This is a genomic window from Hymenobacter sediminis, from assembly GCF_003231285.1.
GTDB lineage: Bacteria > Bacteroidota > Bacteroidia > Cytophagales > Hymenobacteraceae > Hymenobacter > Hymenobacter sediminis.
In genome coordinates, this window is the sequence record NZ_QKNS01000001.1 from 1295759 (window position 1) to 1320356 (window position 24598).

The 24598-nt window shown below is 51.2% G+C and carries 18 protein-coding genes; 6 read left to right on the plus strand and 12 right to left on the minus strand.

Features of this window, described 5'->3' with window-relative positions; all coding sequences use genetic code 11:
• Positions 1 to 6: 6 nt before the first annotated feature.
• On the minus strand, positions 7 to 3213 hold the full coding sequence (locus tag DNI29_RS05690; RefSeq protein WP_110977067.1) for a SusC/RagA family TonB-linked outer membrane protein: 3207 nt from the start codon (positions 3211 to 3213) through the stop codon (positions 7 to 9).
• A gap of 820 nt (positions 3214 to 4033) precedes the next feature.
• On the opposite strand from DNI29_RS05690, the gene DNI29_RS05695 reads away from it, so the two are divergent.
• Complete coding sequence (locus tag DNI29_RS05695) at positions 4034 to 7300, plus strand: SusC/RagA family TonB-linked outer membrane protein (RefSeq protein ID WP_110977068.1); 3267 nt, start codon at positions 4034 to 4036, stop codon at positions 7298 to 7300.
• Positions 7301 to 7315: 15 nt separating this feature from the next.
• Positions 7316 to 9001: a SusD/RagB family nutrient-binding outer membrane lipoprotein gene (locus DNI29_RS05700; RefSeq protein ID WP_110977069.1), complete on the plus strand. Its 1686-nt coding sequence runs from the start codon at positions 7316 to 7318 to the stop codon at positions 8999 to 9001.
• 91 nt (positions 9002 to 9092) lie between these two features.
• Here DNI29_RS05700 and prfB read toward each other — a convergent pair.
• The 8 genes from prfB to DNI29_RS05740 all read right to left on the minus strand — a co-directional run bounded on the left by prfB (position 9093) and on the right by DNI29_RS05740 (position 17869).
• Positions 9093 to 10170 (minus strand): peptide chain release factor 2 gene (prfB, locus tag DNI29_RS05705; RefSeq protein WP_110977070.1). Its coding sequence is split into 2 segments (ribosomal slippage): positions 9093 to 10109 and positions 10111 to 10170, totalling 1077 coding nucleotides; the frame shifts between segments, so codons are not numbered across the junction.
• 177 nt (positions 10171 to 10347) lie between these two features.
• Entirely contained in the window at positions 10348 to 11412 is a 1065-nt protein-coding gene (locus tag DNI29_RS05710) for a branched-chain amino acid aminotransferase (RefSeq protein WP_110977071.1), read from the minus strand.
• Between the two features lie 168 nt (positions 11413 to 11580).
• The gene (locus tag DNI29_RS05715; RefSeq protein ID WP_110977072.1) at positions 11581 to 12129 is read right to left on the minus strand and encodes a cob(I)yrinic acid a,c-diamide adenosyltransferase; all 549 of its coding nucleotides are present in this window, start codon (positions 12127 to 12129) and stop codon (positions 11581 to 11583) included.
• A gap of 92 nt (positions 12130 to 12221) precedes the next feature.
• Positions 12222 to 12941, minus strand: a complete 720-nt coding sequence (locus DNI29_RS05720) for an ABC transporter ATP-binding protein (RefSeq protein WP_110977073.1) — start codon at positions 12939 to 12941, stop codon at positions 12222 to 12224.
• A 20-nt stretch (positions 12942 to 12961) separates the two neighbouring features.
• Positions 12962 to 16018 carry a hypothetical protein gene (locus tag DNI29_RS05725; RefSeq protein WP_123823086.1) on the minus strand — a complete coding sequence of 1019 codons (3057 nt, stop codon included), beginning with the start codon at positions 16016 to 16018 and terminating at the stop codon, positions 12962 to 12964.
• A gap of 6 nt (positions 16019 to 16024) precedes the next feature.
• A complete protein-coding gene (gene gatC, locus DNI29_RS05730; protein WP_110977075.1) occupies positions 16025 to 16312 on the minus strand; it encodes an Asp-tRNA(Asn)/Glu-tRNA(Gln) amidotransferase subunit GatC in 288 nt (95 codons plus the stop codon).
• Positions 16313 to 16359: 47 nt separating this feature from the next.
• Positions 16360 to 17181: a lysophospholipid acyltransferase family protein gene (locus tag DNI29_RS05735; RefSeq protein ID WP_238388007.1), complete on the minus strand. Its 822-nt coding sequence runs from the start codon at positions 17179 to 17181 to the stop codon at positions 16360 to 16362.
• 115 nt (positions 17182 to 17296) lie between these two features.
• The gene (locus DNI29_RS05740; protein ID WP_110977076.1) at positions 17297 to 17869 is read right to left on the minus strand and encodes an NUDIX domain-containing protein; all 573 of its coding nucleotides are present in this window, start codon (positions 17867 to 17869) and stop codon (positions 17297 to 17299) included.
• A gap of 427 nt (positions 17870 to 18296) precedes the next feature.
• Between DNI29_RS05740 and DNI29_RS05745 the strand changes: the two genes are divergently transcribed.
• Both DNI29_RS05745 and rnhB read left to right on the plus strand, forming a co-directional pair.
• Positions 18297 to 18542 (plus strand): hypothetical protein, encoded by a 246-nt coding sequence (locus DNI29_RS05745; RefSeq protein WP_110977077.1) that lies wholly within the window; start codon positions 18297 to 18299, stop codon positions 18540 to 18542.
• A 161-nt stretch (positions 18543 to 18703) separates the two neighbouring features.
• Positions 18704 to 19279, plus strand: a complete 576-nt coding sequence (gene rnhB / locus DNI29_RS05750; RefSeq protein ID WP_110977078.1) for a ribonuclease HII — start codon at positions 18704 to 18706, stop codon at positions 19277 to 19279.
• A 131-nt stretch (positions 19280 to 19410) separates the two neighbouring features.
• Here the strand turns inward: rnhB and DNI29_RS05755 are convergent, their stop codons facing one another.
• The 3 genes from DNI29_RS05755 to DNI29_RS05765 are packed head-to-tail and all read right to left on the minus strand — an operon-like array spanning position 19411 to position 21831.
• A complete protein-coding gene (locus DNI29_RS05755) occupies positions 19411 to 19854 on the minus strand; it encodes a response regulator (protein WP_110977079.1) in 444 nt (147 codons plus the stop codon).
• Between the two features lie 60 nt (positions 19855 to 19914).
• Positions 19915 to 21456, minus strand: a complete 1542-nt coding sequence (locus DNI29_RS05760) for a sensor histidine kinase (RefSeq protein WP_110977080.1) — start codon at positions 21454 to 21456, stop codon at positions 19915 to 19917.
• Positions 21457 to 21465: 9 nt separating this feature from the next.
• The gene (locus DNI29_RS05765; RefSeq protein ID WP_110977081.1) at positions 21466 to 21831 is read right to left on the minus strand and encodes a CZB domain-containing protein; all 366 of its coding nucleotides are present in this window, start codon (positions 21829 to 21831) and stop codon (positions 21466 to 21468) included.
• A gap of 250 nt (positions 21832 to 22081) precedes the next feature.
• On the opposite strand from DNI29_RS05765, the gene gcvT reads away from it, so the two are divergent.
• Both gcvT and DNI29_RS05775 read left to right on the plus strand, forming a co-directional pair.
• Entirely contained in the window at positions 22082 to 23188 is a 1107-nt protein-coding gene (gene gcvT / locus DNI29_RS05770; RefSeq protein ID WP_110977082.1) for a glycine cleavage system aminomethyltransferase GcvT, read from the plus strand.
• Positions 23189 to 23327: 139 nt separating this feature from the next.
• The gene (locus DNI29_RS05775) at positions 23328 to 24044 is read left to right on the plus strand and encodes a 2-phosphosulfolactate phosphatase (protein WP_110977083.1); all 717 of its coding nucleotides are present in this window, start codon (positions 23328 to 23330) and stop codon (positions 24042 to 24044) included.
• Positions 24045 to 24598 lie beyond the last annotated feature (554 nt).

Consider the following 24598-nt stretch of genomic DNA (forward strand, 5'->3'; position numbering starts at 1 on the left):
ATGCCATTAGAGAGTGAAGCGAATGTTAACACCATAGTTCCGGGTGTTAGGGGCACCTTGGAGCTCGAGTCCACGAACATTACCAGCGCCTTGGGTGTTCACTTCTGGGTCAAAATTAGCGTTTGGAGCGTAGTAGAACAAGTTACGTCCTGTGAGCGAGATACTTGCCTGACCAAAAGGTGTTTTTTCGAGCAACGTTTTAGGCAATGCATAGCTCAATGTCATTTCACGTAGGCGATACACAGTTGCATCGTAAACGTTCAATTCATTTGCCGAGCCAAAAGAACCCCAGTAGTTTTGAGCAGCAATCTGGATGTTATTTGGACGGTAAGTGCCATCACCGTTTTCAATAACACCTGGGATAATACGTGGCAAGCTACGATCAATTTCTGCAGTTTCTTTCAAGGCGCCACGGGCCTTTAAGAAGTAATTAGTAAATGAGAATACATCACCCCCCTGCTTAGTATCAACTAAAACAGAGAGCGATAGACCCTTGAAGCTGAATGTGTTGCTCAGGCCTCCCTGCCATTTGGGATTAGGATCAGCAATAATTTGATTGGCTGTCTCAGTTGCAAAAAGGCCTGTAGTGCCATTGATGACGTATTGCCCAAAATAAGGACTAGATTCGTCGGTTACTCGAGTCTTCTTAGAGCCAATTATTACGCCATAGGGTTCACCTTCTTTAATTGACGGCTCTATACCTCCGAAGTAGTCGACCCCAGATATTACTGACTGCGTTACCCCTGGAGCAATAGATACAACCTTGTTTCGAATACGGGTGTAGTTAGCGCTGATGTCCCAACGGAAGCTATTTGTTCTTACTGGGGTAATATTCAGCAAGCCCTCTATCCCTTGGTTATCCATACGGCCTACATTTGTTACACGAGCTACATAGCCAGTTGCCCCAGGAGTCGCTACTGAGGAAATTTGGTTTTCACTAATGGTCTTAAAATAAGTCAGATCTAACGAAACCCGATTATTTATAAAACCTAAGTTAGTTCCTACTTCAAATGACTTTGTAAATTCTGGCTCTAGCGTCGTGCCACCACCGGCTACGTTGCTTAGGGCAAAACCTGGATAGATTACTGAAGCACTGCCACCATTAGGGATAACGGTGAAGGGGAAGTTCGCCGCTGCCACGTTATTTCCATAAGAGGCTACACTATAATTAGTCTGAAGGTTATAAGGGTCTGCATCGCGACCCACTTTTGCTACGTTAGCACGAATTTTGCCGTAAGAAAAGATGTCGGAAGCTATTTTGAACGCATCTGAGAATACAAAGCTAGCTGTAGCAGATGGATAGAAATATGTATTATTTGCTGTAGGTAAGGTAGAGGATTGGTCAGCTCTACCTGTCAACTCCAAGAACAAATAGTTATTATAGCCAAGGGATAATTGTCCATAGTAACCTAACAGGCGGCGAACCGAGCTAAACTCACCAGTGCCATTAGAAAACACGTTGCCAACAGCTGAATTTGGAAACCCGTTGAAGATAAGGTTCTCGGAACGGGCTACTACGCTTTGATAACGACGCTGGTTTATATTCTGTCCAAGTAACAAGTTGGCATTGAAGCCTTCAAAGAAGAGGTTATCCTTCTTTAGATTAATAAGAAGGTCTCCGTTAATCTCGCTACGGTAGATAGATTGATCTTGAACAGCACCAAGCGGTACGCGTTGAGCACTGATAGAGAACACGGATTTACGACGATCGGTATAGGTATCAAGACCTGCGCGATAGGCAACATTAAGCCAAGGAGCCACGTCATAGCTAACATTAGCTACGTTAATGAAACGCGTCAGGTTAGAAGTAAATGGGTTTTGGTTTAGGTTAAAGTAGGGGTTATCGCCAGCACCAGCAATAAAAATATTCCTGCCATCTGCTGTTACATAAGGGTTATTTTGGAGGTCATAGCTACGAGGAACGTTAGCTAATGCGCCAAATACTGATCCAGAGTTACCCTGGAGCGGTCCTTGCTGGTTTGTTTGGATAAAGTTAACCGAGCCACCAGCCTTTAATTTGTTAATGAGCTTGACATTGCCCGCTAACTGAACATTGGTGCGCTTCAAATAAGAAGTTTCTGTTATACCCTTTTGGTCTGTGTTGTTGATGTTAAGCGATACATTCTGATCTGGATTGCCTCCTTGAATGTTGATGCCATTAGTCAGAATGCGCCCTGTACGATAAAAATCTTTAATATTATCTTTGTACAACTGGTATGGTAATGGATTTCCATTCGCATCTAATAGACCATTGAAAATAGTAGGTGTAGTGCCAAAGCGTGGGCCCCAAGAGCTAGCAGAACCACTGTTATCGTTGCCTGTAGTACGTAGGTTACGAAAACCAGTGCCTTGGCCATAATCGTTCTGTAGTTCGGCTGTGCCGTATACATTCTGGAAAGTTAAACCAGAAGTAGCAGTTACTTCTAATTTCTTATTAGCTGCTCCACGTCCGCCTTTAGTGGTGATAATAATGGCACCAGAAGAAGCACGGCTGCCATAAAGAGCCGCTGCTGCTGGGCCTTTAAGGATGTTAATACTCTCGACTGTTTCTGGATCAATATCCAATGCTCGGTTCGCAGTCTGAGGAGCTCCCAGTGAACCGTAGGAACCCACTGCGCCAGCTGCTGCAGTTTCCAAGTTGTTACTGATTGGAATACCATCCACTACAAATAGAGGTTGGTTGCTACCTGAAAAGGACGTGATGCCACGAATATTAATATTGGATGATGCGCCTGGTAGACCGCTGGCGGTGGTGATATTTACACCAGAAACTTTACCTTGTAGCGCGCTCAGGACGTTAGGCTCAGACTTTTGAGCAATTTGGTCAGCTTTAATTTCCTGAGTAGCATAACCTAGGGTGCGTGTGTCCCTCTCAATACCTAGTGCTGTAACAACTACCTCACTAAGCTGTTTGGAGTCACTGGCCAATCCTACATTAATTTGAGGATCTGTCCCTATTGGGCGTTCTACAGTTATAAATCCTATAGAGCTAAATACTAAAGTGCCATCCGTACTTGGTACGGTTAGGGTAAAAGTGCCGTCCGAATTTGTAGAAATACCATTAGTAGTTCCTTTTAGAAGTACTGTTACACCCGGAAGTCCCTCACCCGTGGTTCGATCTGTTACCCGGCCAGATATACTCCGGGTTTGAGCAACTGCGTCAGTTGCTGCAATGGCAAGCAACGGCAATGCTATAGGTAGTAATCTTTTCATAGAAAAGCGAAAGTGTTGAAAAAGCGAGGTGTGTATGCTTATTATAATTGCGAAGTTAATAAAAGAACTATGATGTTACAGTAACTTTTTTGTTTAGTTAGATCTAAATTAGGTTGATTTTAGCTTTTGTCTATAAGTAAATGTATGATGGTAAGCATTTTATGCAAAGCAAAATGCCCAAACATAAGGTATTAAAGCAGCTGAATATTTATATAAACGTGGTATAGTGTTATAATTTATCAAAAAATTGTTAAAATTTACATTTTTTTCAATTTTATAAATTGAGCATAATTTTACTTCATATATTAAATAAAAATAGCCGATTTGTCTTTATTATTGATCTTATACAGATATAGCATTATGCTTAGGTTTTGTATAATATAAAAACTTGTAAGCATCAGTATGCAAAGTTTGTATTTGGGGGCGTAGATATTTGTAATTTTTATAATTCACCAGTTATTTATATATTGACAATAGTCTATATTAAATAATTGTACATTATAAATGCAAGCTTTATAGGTCCACGTGATTTAGCTAAAAGAATATCCCACAAATGTTTTTAATTAAAAAAGCAATTTATTGTATTTATCCAAGAAGATTATAAGTTGTAGTGTCAATTTATTGTTGATTTTGTTATATAAATGTCTGTACTCTTGTGATATATCTTTGATCGGCCTTCTATGATTGTCACCTAACAGCAGGTGCGTAATCTAACTCATAGTGGAAAGTTTTTAGCATATACACTGTATAATTGTAATGTTAACAAGAAAAGTATTCGTTTCTTTACGGAATATAAGTTCATTCTAACATTTTCACTCACATGCGCAAAACAATGCTTTCCGCGCTTCTAGCTGGCCCCATCCTGTTGCAGCAGGCTGCCGCACAGAACCGCGAAATTTCGGGGCGTGTAACTGATGCCGCTAATGGCCAGGGTCTACCGGGGGTAACCGTACTCGTAAAAGGAACTACTAATGGCGTATCGACTAATGCCGACGGCACCTATACCATTAGTGCTCCTGCCTCTGCAACTACACTGGTATTTAGCTCTATTGGCTACTCAGCTATAGAACGTGCTATCGGGAATGCTTCTGCTATCAATGTTGCTCTTGCTACTGATGCTAAGCAACTTGGCGAAGTAGTTGTAACAGGTGCTCTAGGTATTCAACGCCAAGAGCGGCAAGTTGGGTATGCTACAGCTACGCTTGACACGAAAGAGGTCAATCAAGCTCGAGTGACTAACGTAACTAATGGCTTAGCTGGTAAAGTTTCAGGCTTGCAGATCCAGACAATTGGTGCTGGTGTTAGTCCGCAAGTGCGTGTTACTTTGCGTGGAAACCGCTCACTGCTAGGTAATAACGAAGCATTAGTCGTAATAGACGGAAACATATCGACTAATGACGCCTTATTGGCTTTGAACCCAGACGATGTTGCTAACATTTCGGTACTGAAAGGTGCAAATGCTGCAGCATTGTATGGATCGCAGGCTTCAAACGGGGCTTTGATTATTACAACTAAAAAAGGAAGCACTACTCAGCAAGTTACTTTCTCGCATACTTCACAGTTTGAGTCAGTGTCCTTTCTTCCCAAATTCCAGACCGGATTTGGTGTGGGAGCAAACTCTTGGAACCAAACGCGTCCAGTATTTGCGCCAAATAACGAAGTTGATATCAATGAAGACTATCAGTACAATAGCTTCGAAAATCAGCAGTTTGGCCCTCGTTTCGATGGTGTACTAAGGCCGCTGGGTAATGTACTGTCAGATGGAAGTGTACAGCTATTGCCTTATAGCGCACGGCCTGATGAGAAGCGTGACTTCTGGGATACAGGTTACCAGATGCAGAACTCGGCAACCTTCTCAGGTGGTGACGAAAAAACGAAGTTCTATGCTTCTTATCAGAATGTGCGCAATAGCGGTATTGTGCCTAAGGACAAGTTTGATCGAAATACTTTTCGGTTTAATGCTTCACGAGAAATAGGCCGTTTGTCAGTTGGTTCGAACATTTCCTATACTCTACAACGCGTTGATGCTACATCAAACTTGACTCGTGACGAGACAGTATACTGGAATTGGTTCAATACGGGGGTACAGGTGCCTCTTACATCATATAAAGACTGGCGCAACAATCCGTATGCAACCCCTGATGGCTACTATAATAACTTCTACCACAACCCTTACTATATCCTCGACAATAATCGTACAAATGACCGGCGTAATACTCTGATTGGTAGTATTGATCTATCTTATAAAATCTTTGACTGGCTGCGTGCGCAATATCGCATCGGTATCACAAATATTGATCAATCCAGCCAGCAGTTCCAGAATAAGCTTCTGCTAAGCACTTACACAACTGATAATACTTACAAAACCTATCAGCCAGGTGGCTTTGTGCGGGAAATTGCAAGCAATCAGAATCGTATTAACTCAGATGCCTTTCTAAGCCTAGATAAGACATTCGGTGACATCACATTACAGGCTATTCTTGGTAACAACGTACAGCAGTTCAGCTCGAATTATAGTAATGTTGCTTCTACAGGGTTGTCTGCGCCAGGTTTGTATAACTTATCAAACCGCGTTGGTAGCCTAACTGGCGAAGATGCTACTGCTCGGGTTCGATCATATGCATTTTACGCTGATGCTACTATAGGTTATAAGGATTTTGTATACCTACACGGTTCGGGACGCTACGATAATGTATCTAATTTAAGTTCAGAAAATCGTAGTTTCTTCTATCCGGCTGTTGATGCTTCATTCATTTTTAGTAACGCTATTCCAGCCCTTAAAGATGTATCATTTCTAGACTACGGTAAGGTTCGTGGTGGTATCACTAAAGTAAGCCAGATTAACTTGGGGGGTACTACCTCTGGAGCTTTCAATAGCACGGTTGGGGTGTATCAATCATTTGGTGCCTATGCTTTGGAACCAGTATTTAACTTGGGAACAGGCTATCCTTTTGGTGCAACTGCGTCTTATACGGCCGGCAACGGATTAGTGAATCCTGCTTTAGGTCCGGAAACTACAATTTCGTATGAAACTGGTATCGAGCTGAGCTTTTTAAAGCGTCGGGTAGCAGGGGCCATAACTTACTACAAGCAAAACAGTAAGGATCAGACAATTCCCACTCAAGTATCTCGTGCATCCGGTTATTCTACAAACTTGATCAACACAGGTGAGGTAGAGAACCGTGGCGTTGAGATTGACTTAAATCTTACACCAATTCGTTTGGACAACGGTCTGACATGGACAGTAGGTGGTAACTTCAACTACAATGCTAACAAGGTTGTTGCACTACCTGGAGGACTAACTCAATTAGCATTGTCAACTGGGGGTAACGCCCAAGTATATGCGATTGTGGGGCAGCCTTTTCCAATTTTACGGGGCTCATATTACGAACGTACTCCGGATAACCTTGTCGTAATGGCTCCAACGCGTAATACTTACGACCCAACAGGTGACCCAACACAGTACTATTATCCTGTCAAAGCGGGCGATCTGAAAACATTTGGCAACACTCAGCCTAAATACAGATATGGCTTTAACACCTCATTTACATTCAAAGGAATCACTTTGGCTGGGCAGGGGGAACTTCGTACAGGCTATGTAGTGTATAATTCAATAGGAGAGGATCTTGACTTTACTGGTAGTGGCGCTCGTAGTGTGATGTACGATCGGCAGAATTTTGTTTACCCTAACTCTGCTATTCCTCAGACGGACGCAAGCGGTAATGTTACTTATGTGCGGAATACATCAGGTCTGACTCCAGGTGGCGCAGAATTCTGGGCCCAGAATTCTACTTGGAACCGGACAGTAGCTGAGAACTACGTCACTTCTGGTAAATTCTTTAAAATTCGTGAAGTGTCTTTAGCTTACGCTTTGCCAACCTCTATTGTGTCAAAGATTGGACTAGTAAAAGGGGCGTCAGTGAACGTATTTGGTCGTAATATTTTCACTTGGGTGCCGAAGGAAAATATTTACACTGATCCGGAATTTAGCACTTCTACCAATAACCCTAATGCTATTGGTATCAATTCCAACCTGAACACTCCTCCGACCAAATTCTACGGAGCAACGCTCAACGTAACTCTCTAAGCTGCTTTAATATCCATGAAAATCTTACCACGAGTTCTGTTTGCGGCCGCACTTACAGCTGCTACAACCAGTTGCGATAATTTTCTCGATATAAACGAGAATCCTAATGCCTTCAGGGAGTCAACAGTAACGCCAGACGTTGTATTAGCTCAGGCATTGAGTACCACAGCAGCTAACTATACTGGCAACAACCCCAGTTACAATAGTTATGCTAGTTGGGTTGCAGGCTATTGGACTAAGACTAATACAGTTAGCGGTTATGGAGAAGAGCAGACTTATAACTATTCTACTTCATATTATGCAGGCTTGTTTGATAATACTTACGATAATCTGAACGACTATAATATTATTCAGACTCGTGGTATTGCCAGTGGTTACCCTAATCACGCCGCTATCGCCCGTATTATGAAAGCCTACAACTTTTTGTTGTTGGTTGATCAGTATGGTGACATACCATATTCTCAAGCTCTGCAGGGCCAAGGTAATGTGACTCCTAAATATGACAAAGCTGCAGATATCTATAAAGACCTATTGGTGCAGCTATCGGGTGCAATCACTGATATTGATGCTGCCGCTAAGGATCAAACTGCGCGTTTGGTAAGCACTGAGGATATAGTGTTTGCTGGCAACATGACTAAATGGAAGCAGTTTGCTAATAGCTTGAAGCTGCGTATCTTACTACGTGAGTCTCAGACTGGTAATTCTGCTATTGACTCTGATGTTAATACTCAATTAAAAGCTCTACAAACTGCTCCAGATGGATTTATCACTTCCGATGTAGTAGTTCAGCCTGGTTATGCGCCAAACTCTAATCAGCAAAACCCGCTGTTCAATCGTTATGCTTATACGGTAGCTGGCACCTCTGCTACTGAGCGTAACTATCAAGTCCCTACTCAGTATGTACTTGATCAATATGTTAACAACAACGACCCACGTGTTTCTCAGTTGTATACGATGGGCGCTCGTGTTGTCAATGGTGCGACGGTTCGCGAGTACGTAGGTGGTGTGCTGGGAGAAGCATCGCCTCCTGCTACAGGTACAGCTACAGCTACTACGCGCCAAGCCTCACGCTTCCGTGGGGCAGAAACTACTACTCCTGGTGCGGCAACTCCTGGCGGTATATTCAAAGGCTTAACTGCACCCACGCCTCTAATGTTGTTATCTGAGCATCTATTCAACAAGGCAGAGGCTGAAACTCGTGGTCTCTTCGATGGTGGTGATGCTACTGCTAAAACAGATTATTTAAATGCTGTTAAAGCGTCGTTCGTTTACTTCTACCGTCCCGCTAGCGCTTCATTAGGAGAAATTAATGCTACAACACTTGATGCTGTAACTACAGCGACCCCGGGTGTTGCTCAGTATAACACGTTTATATCTACTACTGATGCTAATGGTAGTAACGCTAAGAACCCTTTGGTAAATTTTGATGAGGCGGCAACCAATGGCAACCTAGGTAAGCAAGCTATCATTATTTATCAGAAGTACTTGGCATTGAACTCAATTGCAAGCGTTGAAGCTTGGGATGACTATCGGCGTACTGGCTTACCCCGTTTTCCAGCTTCTATCCAGTCAGCATCTGCTCGTCCGGATAAGTTGCCTACTCGATTGTTGTACCCTCTAAATGAACTCAGTACTAACTCAGCAAATGTTCCTGGAGGAATTAATCAGTATAACAAAATATTCTGGGACGTAGTAGACTAACTAACCCAGATTAGATAAAATCAAAGGGCTGCCTAATTAGGCAGCCCTTTGATTTTTGTAAAACATCATATCAACAGATACAACAACGCCACTAACTCTGCATCAAATAGCCTTTGATATACTCATCAAGGTCTCCATCCAGCACATTTTGCACATCGGTGCGCTCGATGCCGGTGCGGAGGTCTTTGATGAGTTTGTAGGGATGGAGCACGTAGTTACGGATCTGGGAGCCGAAATCAATGCGCTTTTTGCCGGCTTCTACTGCGGCACGCGCTTCGTTGCGCTTATCCAGCTCTATCTGGTAGAGACGAGACTTGAGCATGCGTAAGGCGTGTTCCTTATTCATCAGCTGGCTCCGTTCAATCTGAACAGCGATGATGATGCCGGATGGGGCGTGGGTAAGGCGCACGGCTGTTTCTACCTTGTTCACGTTCTGTCCGCCTGCCCCACCAGCGCGGAACGTATCCCAGGAAATGTCGGCCGGGTTAATCTGAATATCGATGGTGTCATCGACAACAGGGTAGGCGAATACAGAGGCAAACGAGGTATGACGGCGGCCGCTGCTGTCAAAGGGCGAAATGCGTACGAGGCGGTGTACCCCAATTTCGCTTTTCAGGTAGCCATAGGCAAAGGGTCCATCAATTTCCAGCGAGGCCGACTTGATGCCGGCTCCTTCACCAGGTTGATAGCTAACCTGCCGTACCGTAAAGCCGTGTTTTTCGCCCCACATGATGTACATGCGCATGAGCATCTCGGCCCAGTCCTGGCTTTCAGTACCACCAGCACCGGGATTAATATCCAGGATGGCCGATAACTGATCTTCCTCGTCGGAGAGCATGCGTTTGAATTCGAGCTGTTCCACTGCCTGTTGAGCGGCCTCAAATTCCTGCTGCATTTCCGCCTCCTCTACCTCGCCTTCACGATAGAAGTCGTAGAGAACCTCCACGTCGCCGACAAGCTTCTCGACGGCTTCGTAATCATCCGTCCATACTTTGATGGACTTGATTTCCTTCATAGTGGCCTCTGCTTTCTTCGAGTCGTCCCAGAAGCCAGGGGCGGTGGTTTGCTGCTCAGTTTCGACTACTTGAGCTTTTCGGGCATCGTAGTCAAAGATACCTCCTCAGGGCCTCAGCGCGGCCCTTCAATTCCTTCACCTGGTCGTGGGTCATGGAAAAAAGAATGAATGATAAAACGAGAATATGCTCAGCCCAATTTCACTGCTGTGGCCTGACAAAGGTCAGCATAAATAAGTAGGGTAGGGCCTTCGGGGAAATTAGAGTGAAAAACAAACGGACGACGCCATAAGGCATCGTCCGTTTGTTTTGCGGTAAGCAGGAGGTAGGCGTTTAGATGCGCACCATCCACTCGTGGGTATCTGGTGCTTCGCCGCTGCGAATAGCTGCAAGCGCAGCGGATACGCGGTGGGAGAAGGCATCGGCTGGAGGAGTAGGGAGGGTGTAATCCTGACCCTGGTAGCCAATAACTGCAATAGGAGCAATGGTGGCCGCGGTGCCTACCCCAAAAGCTTCCTGCAAAGTGCCATTGGCTTGGGCAGCCAGAATTTCCAAGGCAGATACTTTCCGCTCTTCTACAGTCATGCCCCAGTCGCGGGCCAGCTGCAGCACGCTCCGCCGGGTGATGCCGTCTAGAATAGAAGTGCTGAGGGCCGGCGTAACAACGCGGTTGTTGATAACAAACATGGCATTCATGGTACCTGACTCCTCCACATACTTGTGTTCCGAAGCGTCAGTCCAGATGAGTTGGTTGTAGCCCTCTTGCTGAGCTAGCTTGGTGGGGTACATGGCCGCACCGTAGTTACCCGCGTTCTTTGCAAATCCCGCGCCGCCCTCAGCTGAGCGCACATATTTCTCCTCGAAACGTACCCGCAGCGGCTTGTTATAGTACAGACCGACCGGGCAGGTAATAATCATGAAGCGGTAAGATTCGGAAGGACGCACACCCAGCAGACCATCCGTTGCAAACATGAACGGGCGGATATAAAGCGCGCTACCTGGGAAGTTGGGCACCCACTCCGCATCCAGCCGGATCAACTGGCTCAGACCCTGCATGAAGATTTCCTCGGGCACGGCGGGCATGCACATCCGCTCAGCGGAAAGGTTCAGGCGGTTGAGGTTGTCGTAGGGACGAAAGATGAAGATTTCGTTCTGCTGATTTTTGTAGGCCTTCATGCCTTCAAAAATGGCCTGGCCGTAGTGGAGGGCTGAGTTGGCCGGACTAACAGGCATATCGCCGTATGGCAGAATCTGGGGCTCCTGCCACTCGCCGTTGTGGTAATCTACCACCAGCATGTGGTCAGAAAACGTTTTGCCAAACTCAAGCTGATCGAAATCAACTTCAGCTAGCCGCGAAGCGGAAGTCCGCTGCGTAGGAATGGATAGGGTAGCAAGCATGAGGAGTGGGGTGGGAAAAGGGTAACAAATACACAAGATGAGCTTGGAGCCTAAAACGGGCTAAAGCCATTTGTGCTGGGGCGGGAGGGAACAGCAGATAAGAACGAATGTGAAGTAAAGGTGCAGAATTTCTTCCGAACACTTGTTAGTTTAGCCAAGAGCAGCGGGTCACATGCGCGGCTCCCACTTCACTTCTTCAGCTTGCAGCTCGTGCGCCATTTGGCGGCTGAGCACAAAGAGAAAATCAGATAAGCGGTTCAGATACATTACCACCAAATCAGCCACGAAGGAGTCTTCGCGCAACTGGATAACCAGCCGCTCAGCCCGCCGACACACGCAACGAGCTACGTGAGCAAAAGAAACTGACTGGTGGCCGCCGGGCAGAATGAATACCCGCAACTCGGGCAAGCCCTCGTTCATGCGGTCCATTTCCTGCTCCAGCAAGGTAATGTCTTCCGCATGCAGGTCCGGAATCTTCATCTTGGACTTCTCGGGGTCAGAAGCCAGGGAGGCGCCAATGGTGAAAAGCCGGTCCTGAATTTCTTTGAGAAGGCCGCGACGACTGACATTTACTTCCTGGTCGCGCACCAAGCCCAAGTAGGAATTTAGCTCATCAACTGTGCCGTAGCACTCAATACGAAGGCTGGATTTGGGCACGCGCGTCCCGCCAATAAGCGAGGTAAGGCCCTGGTCGCCGGTTTTGGTGTAGATTTTCAATAGCGAGGCAAAAACAGTGGAAAGGAAAGTTGAACTACCAACAACCAGCCCGAAATGTTACCCCTCTGCCCAGGACCAAGTGCCGCTTGTGGCTAGTGGTCGGCGAGTTGGTGCGTAGCCAAGTCGGTATTCTCCACATCCGATTCAATCAGACCGTCGCGCAGGCGTACGATGCGGTGCGCATGCCGGGCAATGTCCTCTTCGTGGGTTACCATAATGATGGTGTTGCCTCGCACGTACAAAGCCTCAAACAGCTCCATGATTTCGTGGCTGGTGCGGGTGTCGAGGGCGCCGGTTGGTTCGTCGGCAAGAATGATGCTGGGGTTGTTGACCAGCGCCCGGGCAATAGCTACGCGCTGCCGCTGGCCACCGCTCAGCTCATTGGGCTTGTGCATGGCACGCTCAGCAAGGCCCACATTGCGCAGGGCTTCGCGGGCCATTTCCTGCCGCTCGCTCTTGCCATACCCTGCATAAATGAGGGGTAGGGCCACGTTATCGAGGGCAGTGGCGCGGGGCAGTAGGTTGAAAGACTGAAATACAAAGCCAATTTCCCGGTTCCGTACGTCGGCTAGCTGGTTATCAGTCATGTTGCTTACATCCTTACCATTGAGGATGTAGCGCCCGCCGGAAGGAGTATCTAGGCAACCCACAATGTTCATGAGGGTGGATTTGCCGGATCCTGAAGGGCCCATAAACGCCACGTACTCGCCGCGCTGAATGGTAATGGACACCGATTGGAGCGCGTGAATTTCCTCAGTTCCCATGCGGTAAACTTTGGAAATATCAGTGGTTTCGATAACAGGATGCAGCATAACCAGAAAGGAAGGCCAGGTTAGTTCCAGGGAGCAGTGGCTGAGGCGTAAGCTGCCCGACGAGCCGCGTACTCTGTACGAAAGGTAGCGTAATCTGCTGGGGAAAGCAATGCACCCAGGTGGGCAAGTGGTGCTTCTGCATATTCAGTAAGTCCAACAGGAACTGATGATAGTACATAAGCCTTCAGTAAAACCGCCGATTCTGGGTTGTATTCGATGCCCCGGAGTAGGGTGTTGTAAGCGGCTGAGAAGTTGCGCCGACCACTGTAAAAACCTGCTGCTGCCACTACCCCATTCTCCACAAAAGGAGCCTCCCGGACCAATTGGGTATACAGTTGCTCGGCCTGTTTGTCTTGCTTAGCGGCCTCGGCCAAGGCGGCCCTGAAATAAAGCTGGTAAAACCGGTCAAATCCTTCGAAACGCCCCTGTGCTACCAACTGACGAAGCGCCGGCCACTGCTTGCTTTGGGCATAGGCCTCACCCCGTACCACGTTCCAGCGAGAAGCGCTTGGAGCGTTAACTGCCGGCGCAAATTGCGCCAGCACCTGCTGAGCAGCTGGAAGCTGGCCTGCCTGAATAGCCCGGGGCAACTGTGCTAGAAGGGCTTCCGTGCGAAGCGAGGGGGTAGCAATTCGCTGGGCAGCAGGCAATAATTCTGTCGCGGGCAACTCGTCACCGCGCACAACCAGATACTGAACCTGTAAGGAGTCAGGTGCCTGGGCAGAATATGTACGGAAATCAGGCTCCAGAATGGCCAGTAACCGCCGGGCGGGCTGAATAGAAGCCAGGTCAGAGCCGGTAGCTGCTTGGCGCGCCACCCGTCGGGCGGAGTCGGGCTGGTTGCTTAGAGCCAGCGCGTAGGCCGCAGCTAGGGTAGCACTAGGCACTCCGTTTTGGCGCGCTTCCGTCAGGCGGCCAGCTGCTGGGGCAGGCAAGTGCTGGTCGAGCAGCCACAATCCCTGGAGCTGTTGGTAGTAGCCAGTCGCGGGACCTGAGCCAGTGGCAAGGGGTAGGATGGTAGTTTGGGCCGCTACCGGGCGTCCGCCGTAATGCTGCGTAAAGGCCCGCAGGAAATTCAGCTGATCAAGATAAGAGCCGTTTTCAGCGTGAGCAGCTAGGTAGGGCAGCAGTTGGAGCAGAGTTGTATCATGGCGCAGGGCGCGGTTCAGCCCATCATGGTACAGATGCGCAAAGCTGGCGGGCGTAAGAGCCACTGCGGTATCGGGCAGGGGAGAGGGGCTGACTGCTTTATTCGTGAAGCGGTTTAGCAGCAAGGCATTGCTGCGCAGCGCATCGTTGTCAGACGCCAAGGCCGCTTGAGCCAGCTTGTTTGCCTCTGACCACTGCTGCTGCCGAATGAGGTAGGCGAGATGGTTGGCCTGCAGCACCACGTCATCGGCATCCGCAGCCTGGGCCCGGCTCTGGTAGAGAGCTACTGAGTCGGGGAGGGCGGCGCGGGTGTACAGCTGGGCTAGGTCGCCGTTGAGGCGGGCGCTACGAGGAGCCGCTTTTAGCGCTTCACGCAGGATAGCAAGCCGGTCAAAGAAGTCGCGCGGTTCGTTATAAAGCGCAGCCAAGCGCAGAGAAATGCGCTCGGACGGCCTCCGGCTCAGGGCCCGGCGCAGGATGTTGATTTCGTTTTGCCGCTGCTGCCGGAAGCGGTACAAAGCGGCCCGTCCCAAGCTGGCCTTGTGGTTGTGCTGGTCTAGCACGTCACTTTCGGCATAGTAGCGTTCCGCTAACAAGGCTTGGGATAGATCGTCGGGGGTTAGCTCGCTTTGCAGACGGGCAAGGTCGCCCAGGTTGTTGTAATAGCCGGCTTTTACCTGATCGGCAATGATGAACTGATTGCGCAGCAGCACCAGCCCCAGCAATCCAATACCTAGCCCATACATGGCATAGAAAGGGAAACGGCGGGGCTCATACACTACCCGGTGCACTGGCAATTTCTGCCGAAGCAGTGGACCAAAGTTCAGCAGCACGTAGAGTAAGAAAGCAAACCCCACCGCCAGAAAAGCCACGGCCGTAAAGTCGCGGGCAGCCAGCAGAAGTGGGTCGTTGGCGGTGGCCAAAGCATAGCCAAGAGCACCAGCGGCCACTAGTACGAGCACCAAATACAGGTGCATCATACCAGGTTGGTAGGGAACCCACGCCTGGTAGGTAGTTGCCCGGCGCCGCAGTCCGAGCCAGCTGATTAGGACTGCTGGAAGCAGAAGCACCAGCGGATCAAATTGCCAGCCAGGGAATATTTCTACCTCGCCGTTATTCCAGTAATACAGAAAAAGGGTGCCCAGGTACAGGCTGCTGGCTAGTATAAATGGCAGCCGTCCAAACCGGCCGGCCGGCGTTTCAGCCTGCGTATTCAGCCATAGCAGACCGTACACATTCTCGAAGGCCACCCACAAAACCAGCAGCGCAAAGGCTACCGCCCCACTTACTGTGAAGAAGCCACTTAAGTGCAAGGCCGTCACCTCTGCCGGATTGGGGCTTTGAGTAAACAGCAGTAGACCTAGCCCCGCAACCAGCACACCGAATACCAGCAGGCGTTTCTCAAACCCAATGTCGGGCCGGAACGCGTGGAAGTAGTAGGCCGGCAGCCCCAGCACCGCTAAGGCTAGCACCAGGAAATACTGCTGTTCGGCATTGAACACGCCCAGCAAGTCGGCGTTCAACGACATTAGCAGGAAGATGACCAAGGCCATTCCGGCTACGAAAGCCGGTCGAGCGAAACCACTTACTACCCCTAAAAAGTATGCAAGACCTACCCCCAGCAGACCTACCAAGGCAAACGCTGCCTCAGAGCGCAGAAACGGACCGGCCACGTCATACGTCTGCGTAACCAGATACGTGTTGGCTTGTACCGGCCGGGCCTCCAGGCCTATTCGCACAGTAGCTACCGTAGTAGGTACGGGCGTTAGTTGGGCCACGGGCCGCACCGGCAGCACGGCATCGGCAGCGGTAAAATAGTGCCAGCCGGCTGCGGCCACAGCAAATATAGCGCACAGGGCAAGCAGCAGAAGTGGGCCGCACCACCAACTGGAGCGCGGCGAAACGGCGGGGGTAGCAGGAGCAGGCACCAGTGGTTAGTCCAGTACTTTAGGTACGCGGAAGTAGTCCGAATCTTTGCGCGGAGCGTTACGCAAGCCATCTTGGTGGCTTACGGTATTCTGCGGCTCATCGGGGCGCAGTACGTTAATTTCCTGTGACAAGTGCACGAGGGGCTCCACATCAGTGGTATCGAGCTGGCGGAGCTGATCCACCCAGTCCAGAATCTTATTTAGGTCGCCGAGCATCTGCTGCTCTTTGGTATCGTCGAATTCGAGGCGGGCCAAGTGGGCCAGCCCGCGGAGGGTAGCAAGGTCGGTGCTCACAGGAAAAAGAAATGTGAAGATGAAAATGTGAAGGTAGATGCGCCTACTTAGCGGCTTTGCTTAACCAATGGCGGCTGCTCTGGCTGTGGAGCAGGGCGCCGCCAGGTACTGGCTTCCGGAATGCCACCCGCTTCGGGCCGAAGCGCACTAGCAATGACCTCATACGCACGTTGCTTCAGGGCCGGTGCATCGGCAGCGGTAAGGCCAGTTGTCGGGATGGGCTCATGTACGATAATAGCCAGCGGCGAGTAGCGTACCCGCAGGCCCTCAACATCGGGCATGAAGCGGTGGTTCAGAGGCATGGTAACCGGCACCAGAGGCACCCCGGCGGCAATGGCCAGCTGAAACGCTCCGTCTTTAAACGGCTCCAACTGCTGCCCGGGCGTTTTAGAAATAGCGCCTTCCGGAAAAATAATGACGGAACGACCTGCCTCCAGAGTGCGCCGGGCCTGCACCATGGCGCGGCCCCGGCTCACAGCGCTTTCGCGGTCCACCGTGATGTAAACGCGGCCAAAGATGGGGCCCCACACCGGTACTTTCGCCAAAGAGCTTTTCCCCATGATATTCAGCCAGCCCGGAATGGTGCGGAACAGCAGCGGAATATCAATATAGGAGCTATGGTTGGCGATGTACACGCAGGGCTGATTGGCAGGCAGTCGATTCTTCCAGACGGTTTCTACCGGCATGCCCCACATCTGGATAAAGAGCTTGCTCCAGTTGCGGTTCAGGGCGTGCAGATAGCGGTGCCACTGCGGGCGGCGGCTCAGTATGAGTTGCAGCGGATACGTCAGCACAAACGGCATTACAAACCAGAACGTAGCCCAAGTGGTGTACAATCGGTGGCCGATAAAGCGAAGTAAGCGCGACATAGGTGCAAAAGTACGGGGAATGTAAGAAGCGCCCTACACGTAAGGGCGGCTCAGGCTGCGCCGCAACCACCGAAAACCAGATGATAGCCGGGCCTAAAACCGCTCTTACCTAATTCTAGATGCCCAGCAAACGGGCGGCTTTCAGCAACCCAGCCACACTGATGGCGTCAGTAATTCGGCTTTCCATCACCAGCTCTACAGCCTGGGCCAGTGGGAGCTTCCACAGGCGCAAGTCTTCGGTTTCTTCAGGCTCTACTTCGCCCTGAGTCAGACCCTGGGCCAGGAACACGAAGCCTTCCTCATCCGTGACGGAGTTAGAGGTGTGCAAGCGCATCATGTTAGTCCAGTGGGTAGCCAGCAGACCGGTTTCTTCCCGTAACTCTCGCTGCGCCGATTCCAAAATGTCTAGCTCAATAGGGCCGCCGCCCATCGGAATTTCCCAGCTGTATTCGCTGAGCGCATAGCGGTACTGCCCTACTAGCCAGGTATTGCCTTCTTCATCAACCGGAACGATGCCCAAGGCCTTATTTTTCATTGACACCACCCCATAAACTCCGGGGTTGCCGGCGGGGTTGATAATCTGGTCTTCGCGCACCCGAATCCATGGATTTTGATATTTCAGTTCGGAGCTCAGGCGTTGCCATGGGTTGTGGTTTTCATCAACTTCGGGGGCAGAGGTAGCGGCCATACGGGGTATAAGAAAGGCTAAGTGACAGCAGCAAAGGTAGGACACAGGGCGGTTTGCCCACGGTGCTTTCTCTCTCGCCGGTCAGAAAGCGTAGTTGGCCGGGTAAGGCCTGCCGTTAATCCAATAATGCAGCACGCAGGCTAAGGGCCGCCTTACCTTTGACTTAGTAATTAACCAGCGCGCGTAGGGTTTATGGAAAGGAAGGCTCGTACCGCGAAGTGTTGACCGCCGGCAAAAGGAGTAGGGTGGATGAATGATATTTGCCGGTCAATGCGACGGAAAAAGCCACTGCCTCAGGCAGTGGCTTTTTTATTTTCTCAGGGGTAGCAGCCCGAATCCTGTAGGCAAGTGAGGCTAACCTCAGCCTTCTAGCCTGCGTAGGAAAGCGTAATCGGCCGTTCATTTCCCGACCGATGCTTTTCTTTTTATGGCTAACCAACCGAAAAACCAAGCATCTCAGCCCCAAGCCGGCGATCCTCTATTCAATCTGAAGCATGCCCAGGCCGAGTCGGAGCTGGCAGAGAAAACCGGCGGCCTTGGCCCGGTTACTAACGTGTACATTACTACAGACGAGGACGACTCCATTGACGAAGGTCCCCGTGACAAGCAGGGTTTCCGTCGTGGCGAATCGGCCGGTCCTGATGCTGGCTCCGCTGCTGGCAGCCACAAATAAACATGCCGCACGCTCGATGAGCGTAGTAAAGTAGCTTTTGATTATCCCCTAGAAAAGCCTCCGCAGGTGCTTCGGCCACTGCGGAGGCTTTTCCCATTTTCAAAGGGTTTGGCGGTTAAGGATGGGGTAGGAGCTGCCGACAGCACGTACTTTTGCGGGCTATGTTACTAGCCTCTCACACTGGCGAGCCGCTGGAAGCTGGCCTCGACGAAGCCGGCCGCGGCTGCCTGGCCGGTCCCGTTTTTGCCGCCGCCGTTATTCTGCCGCCCGATTTTGCGCCGCGCTACCTCAACGACTCTAAGCAGATGACGGCCAAACGGCGCGAGCAGGTACGCGCTGAAATATGCCAGGAAGCCATTGCCTGGGCCGTAGCGGAGGCCTCACCGCAAGAAATTGCCAGCATCAACATTGCCCAGGCAAGCTACCTGGCTATGCACCGCGCCGCCGATCAGTTGCGGCCACTCCCAACTCATTTGTTGGTAGATGGCAACCGGTTCCGGCCCCACGCTTCCCTACCCCATACCTGCATCATTGGCGGCGATGCTGTGTACCGTTCCATTGCCGCTGCCTCAGTGTTAGCCAAAACCTTCCGCGATGAGCGGATGCGAGAGCTGGCCCTGGAGTACCCGGAATATGGCTGGGAGCAAAACGCTGGCTATCCTACCACTGCCCACCGCGCCGCCATCCGCGACTTTGGCCCTACTGAACACCACCGCATGGGTTTTCGGCTGCTATAAGGGGTAGGGCTACTAGGCAAAATTTTTAGATGAATTGCCTGCCTTTATTCAAGCCACAAGCCCCTACCTCTAAATAAGAAGTAGGGGCTTGTGGCTTGAGTAAGGGTTGTTAAAACGAGGCTATTGACTCGTTATTCCTTCAGCCGCAGCAAATCGAGGAAAAGGCTGAAGCCATCAACGGTGGTACCGCCCTCGCCGAAACTATCAAAGCTGAGAGGTTTAATGATATAGCCACTAACGGCTAGGTCCTGGGCTTTAAGGCGGTCGGTTTCCAGGTCGGAAGTAGTGGTGATGAAAACGTTGAGACCCACAAACTCGGGGTCAGAGCGCAGGGTGGAAAGCAGTTCCAGACCGTTCATACGGGGCATGTTCAGGTCGAGCATTACCACGCTAGGCTTCGGAATGGGTGCCTGTCCGCCTTCGCCGCGCAGCATATTCAGGGCCTCGCGGCCGTTGCGTGCAATGTAAAGGGGCACATCCACATTGTGCTTGCGCAGTTCGCGCTGCACGTTCATGATATCGAGTTGGTCGTCTTCGACGAGCAGAATGCTGGGGTGTTCGGTAGCAGAAGCCATAGCAAGAAGAGCAGTAGTTGCCTATATGGCAGCCGTATTTACACGGAGTTTATACGGCAATTAACGCACAACGGCGGAAGTAGCTGACGGCACCGTCTTATTTTCAGCTCGCCGAACCGGCTCTTTGGGCCAGGTAAAGATGAAAGATGCTCCCTGACCCTCAACGGATTCAACGCGGATGGTGCCGCCCTGCCCTTCCACAATTTTCTTTACAATAGCCAGGCCTACCCCCGTACTCTCCAGCGTGTCGCGCTCGGTAAGGGTCTGGAAAATGACGAAAATCCGCTCGTGGTATTCTGGCGCAATGCCGGGGCCGTCATCTGATACGGAGAAGGTGTAAAACTGCGGGCCCTCTATGCACCCAATGCGCACATTGCCATGTTCAGGTTGGTGGTGATATTTGAGGGCGTTGCTGATCAGGTTGGTAAATACCTGCTGCAACTGCACGCGGTTGGTGAGCAGGGTAGGCAGGTAAAAGGGCAGCTCTACCTCAAAGCCGGTGGGCAATTCCAAGGAGTCGATGATTTCGCGCAGCAGCTGCCGCACGAACACCGGCTCGTCGGCTTGGAGCGTGCGGCCCACCCGCGAGAGGTCCAGAATACCAGTAATCAGGCTTTCCATGCGCCGGACGCGGGTACGCATCAGCTTCAGAAACTCCCGAATGTGCTCAGGCAAGTCTTTGCCCATGTCTTCCTCAATCCACCGCGAAGCCGTTTCAATACCACGTAGCGGAGCCTTCAAATCATGCGACACCACGTAGGCAAACTGGTCGAGCTCCTGATTGCGCTTTTCCAACTGCCGGATGTTGGTGTTGATGGTATCGGTCATGGTATTGAGCGAGTCAGCCAACTCCCGCATCTCGTCCTGCTCCTTGTCACGCACCTGAGCCGTGTAGTTGCCGGCCGCAATGCGCTGGGCTTGGCTAACCATGCTGCCAATCCGGCGTGAGAGCTGCCGCACCAGGTAGGAGGCGTATAGCAGCCCCAGGAAAATAGTGGATAGCGTAATGCTCACCGACAGAATGCGGGTTTCCCGAATACTGTCGCGCAGCTTAATGCGCTGCTTGATGCGGGTTTCTGTCTCTACCTTTTCAAAAGCCGCGAACAGGACCCGAATCTGATCCATCAGGTTTTTGCCCGTCAGATCGGTAGTGAGGTTGCGGTGTTCTAGCCCGTTGAGGCCCATCTGCTCGGGGTTGCGACGCAGTGCCTCCCGCTTCTCACTAATGAGCAGGTGCGAGAAGGCGGCCCACTGCTGAAACAGCTGTTGCGCCCGTACCATTCGCTCGTATTGGGGCGTGCCTACGGTCAACTCGTTGCGCAGCTCGGCAAAGCGGCCCAGCAAGTTTCGTTCGCCGGCATAATAGGGGTCGAGCACGATTTCGTTGCCGATGAGCAGATAGCCCCGAAACCCGGTTTCCATATCAATGATGTTGCGCAGCAGGGTAGTGGCTTCCCCTGTAATGCGCGTGGAGCGCTCAACCCGCTGCGAGTTGCGCAGCACCGCCCTGGAAAGCTGGTAATTAATAGCCACTACCCCCGCAAATAGCAGCGAGATGGCCACAAAGCCGGCAAAGAGTTTCGTCGATATTTTTAGCTTCATGCAGGGCAGCTACCGGCCGGCGCGGAGTTTTTCTTCCATCGTACGCAACAGCTCTGTGATTCGGTTGGCCATCTTGTTGATTTCGCTCAAGCCCGCAATGGCTTCTTCCTGGTGGCCACTCTGGTGCAGGTCCATGAGGCGGTTGGCCTCCAGATGAATCTGGGTGTGCACCCGATCCAACTCTCGGCTTTCGGGTAGGTGGCCATAGTCGGTGAGGGCTCGGTTAGTAATCCACTGCCCAAAAATACAGGCTTGCGGGTCGCGGATTGGACCTTCGCTGGTGCCATTGCCGTACAGGAAAGAACGCAGCTTCGATTTGAACAGCAGATGCTTAACGGATGCCGATTCGAAATCCTGTTTCAGGTCGTGGTTCATGCGAGGGGGAGGGAGAGGCCAGTAAGAGGGTAGCGGCAACAGGCGAGGTAGGCGGAAAAGCTGCCACTGCGTTGTGCCCGTCTTTGGCAGAAGTCTACCCTGCAAAGATAACCAAACCCACAGTGCAGCCGGTCATAATTGGCTACTTTCGCCCTGCCAACTACTCAGCAGTAGCAAACCATCTGTACGGTGTGCGGGCCGCGAGGTATGGCCACTTTACTCACGTAATTGAAATTCCACCTACCACCCTATGTCCGAAACGCTCAAAACCGTTCCGCTGAATGATGTGCACCAGCAGCTAGGTGCCAAAATGGTGCCTTTCGCGGGCTACAACATGCCCGTGCGCTACTCCTCTGACCTCGACGAGCACCATACCGTGCGCCGCGCCGTGGGCATTTTCGATGTGTCGCACATGGGCGAGTTTCGGGTGCGTGGCCCGCAGGCCCTACCCCTGATTCAGCGCGTAACCTCCAACGATGCCAGCAAGCTCACGCCCGGTAAAGCGCAGTACAGCTGCCTGCCTAACCAGGAAGGCGGCATCGTGGACGATTTGCTGGTGTACATGCTGGGCGAGGAAGACTATCTGCTGGTAGTTAACGCCTCCAACATCGAGAAAGACTGGAACTGGATTCAGCAGTTCAACCAGGATGGCGCCGAGCTGCAGAACGTGTCCGACGACATTAGCCTGTTTGCGGTGCAGGGGCCTAAGGCCATTGCCGCGTTGCAGCCCCTGACCGAAACTGACCTGAGCAGCATTCCTTACTACTCTTTCGTGCAAGGCACCTTCGCCGGCGCGCCCGATGTTATCATCTCAGCTACCGGCTACACCGGGGCGGGTGGCTTTGAACTGTACGTGCCCAACGAGCATGCTCAGCAGGTGTGGGAGAAAATTATGGAAGCTGGCCAGCCGCACGGCCTGAAGCCCATTGGTCTGGGTGCCCGCGACACGCTGCGCCTGGAAATGGGCTACTGCCTCTATGGCAACGACATCACCGACGAAACCTCGCCGCTGGAAGCCGGCCTGGGCTGGATTACCAAGTTCACCAAAGACTTCACCAACGCCGATAATCTGAAAAAGCAGAAGGACGCCGGCGTGGAGCGCAAGCTGGTGGGCTTCCTGATGGATGGCCCTGGCATTCCGCGTGGCCACTACGAGCTGGTAAACGAAGCCGGTGAAAAAATCGGGGACGTAACCAGCGGCACCCAGTCGCCGAGCCTAAGCAAAGGCATTGGCTTGGGCTACGTGAAAACTGAATTGAGCACGCCAGGTAGCAAAATTTTCGTGCAAGTGCGCGGCAAGCAGCTGCCCGCTACCGTCGTGAAGCTGCCTTTTGTGAAAGGTACTGAGGAAGCGTAGGCGGTTGCCAATTATTAGTTGCCAGTTGCCAATAGTGATGTGGCGACTGGCAACTGCGTTTTCATTGCTCAACAAGTAGCAACCCTCCGTTTGAACCTGCTACCCCCTTAGCCGGCAACTACCTGCCGGTACCCCAATTATGCCCACTTTTGACATCTGTTTTTCGCCCGAACTGCTCCCCCTCTTTAACCTGCAAGGCCGGGTAGCGGTGGTAGTGGATATTCTGCGGGCTACTTCCTCCATTGTTACGGCACTGGCTCAGGGCGTAACGCATATGGTGCCGTTCAGTGAGCTGGAAGCTTGCCGGGCGCTATCGGTTGAGGGGTACCTGACCGCCGCTGAGCGCGACGGCCGGCAGGCAGAAGGTGTAGACCTGGGGAACTCGCCGTTCGGCTACCTCGATGGGGTAGTACCCGTGCACGGCCGCGCCGTGGCCATCACCACTACCAACGGCACCCGCGCCCTGCACCTTTCTGCCGATGCCGATGATATTGTGGTGGGCGCTTTCCTGAACATTGGGGCCGTAGCGGATTACCTGCGGAAGCAGGGTAAAGATGTAGTGGTGGTCTGCGCCGGCTGGAAAGGTAATTTCTGCCTTGAAGATACCTTGTTCGGGGGCGCCCTGGCCGCTCGTCTGCAGGCTGAGTTCAACACCACCGACTCTGACGCTACCCTGGCCGCCCTCGACCTCTGGCAGGCTGCCCAACCCGATGCCGCTTCCTACCTGCTTAAGTCCTCGCATGTGCGCCGCCTGAATCATCTGGAGGCTCACAAAGACATGGAGTTCTGCATGCGACAAGACGAGTATCACTTGGTGCCGGTGTTTCGCGAGGGAAAGATAGCGCCACTAGTCTAGAATGATTTAGCGGATGTAGGTGGCACCTCAACAGGCTGTTGACACAACAACAAAGGCGCTCATTCAGAGCGCCTTTGTTGTTGTGCATGGTGTCAGCTTTCGAGAAACGGGTTGGTGACCTGACCGAATTCCGCTATGAAAATTGAGCCTGTTCCGGCTGCCGGCTAGGGCGGCAGTGCTGGTTTAGTAGGTGGTGATTGTGCGCTACACGGCGTAAAAATAGCTAGTACTTACGTCTATCTGGTGCCTCAAGGTCCTGAAACCAATTAATGGAGCGTAAACTCCCTCTCTTACAACTTGGGGGTAGCTGGTTGCCCACCAAGCGAATTTTACCCTAGAGCAAATATTTGCTGATTTCTTTAAGTGCGCTTATACGCCTAGATTTGCAGGTTTTTGATGTAAAATGTGCTTGCTCCGGGGCTTAACCGGAGTGAACTGGAGCCGAAAGCAGCAATCAGACCTTCGGTTACCAAAGCGGTTAGGCTACGTATAGGCGTTGGCTGAGTGCTTTGGCGCTTTTTGCCGCACCCTTTTAATGTATTCACAGGTATGCT

Coding starts and splice junctions, on each gene's coding strand:
- DNI29_RS05690 (WP_110977067.1), bottom strand. CDS start 3,213: ATGAAAAGATTACTACCTATAGCATTGCCGTTGCTTGCCATTGCAGCA.
- DNI29_RS05695 (WP_110977068.1), top strand. CDS start 4,034: ATGCGCAAAACAATGCTTTCCGCGCTTCTAGCTGGCCCCATCCTGTTG.
- DNI29_RS05700 (WP_110977069.1), top strand. CDS start 7,316: ATGAAAATCTTACCACGAGTTCTGTTTGCGGCCGCACTTACAGCTGCT.
- DNI29_RS05710 (WP_110977071.1), bottom strand. CDS start 11,412: ATGCTTGCTACCCTATCCATTCCTACGCAGCGGACTTCCGCTTCGCGG.
- DNI29_RS05720 (WP_110977073.1), bottom strand. CDS start 12,941: ATGCTGCATCCTGTTATCGAAACCACTGATATTTCCAAAGTTTACCGC.
- DNI29_RS05735 (WP_238388007.1), bottom strand. CDS start 17,181: ATGTCGCGCTTACTTCGCTTTATCGGCCACCGATTGTACACCACTTGG.
- DNI29_RS05740 (WP_110977076.1), bottom strand. CDS start 17,869: ATGGCCGCTACCTCTGCCCCCGAAGTTGATGAAAACCACAACCCATGG.
- DNI29_RS05745 (WP_110977077.1), top strand. CDS start 18,297: ATGGCTAACCAACCGAAAAACCAAGCATCTCAGCCCCAAGCCGGCGAT.
- rnhB (WP_110977078.1), top strand. CDS start 18,704: ATGTTACTAGCCTCTCACACTGGCGAGCCGCTGGAAGCTGGCCTCGAC.
- DNI29_RS05755 (WP_110977079.1), bottom strand. CDS start 19,854: ATGGCTTCTGCTACCGAACACCCCAGCATTCTGCTCGTCGAAGACGAC.
- DNI29_RS05760 (WP_110977080.1), bottom strand. CDS start 21,456: ATGAAGCTAAAAATATCGACGAAACTCTTTGCCGGCTTTGTGGCCATC.
- DNI29_RS05765 (WP_110977081.1), bottom strand. CDS start 21,831: ATGAACCACGACCTGAAACAGGATTTCGAATCGGCATCCGTTAAGCAT.
- gcvT (WP_110977082.1), top strand. CDS start 22,082: ATGTCCGAAACGCTCAAAACCGTTCCGCTGAATGATGTGCACCAGCAG.
- DNI29_RS05775 (WP_110977083.1), top strand. CDS start 23,328: ATGCCCACTTTTGACATCTGTTTTTCGCCCGAACTGCTCCCCCTCTTT.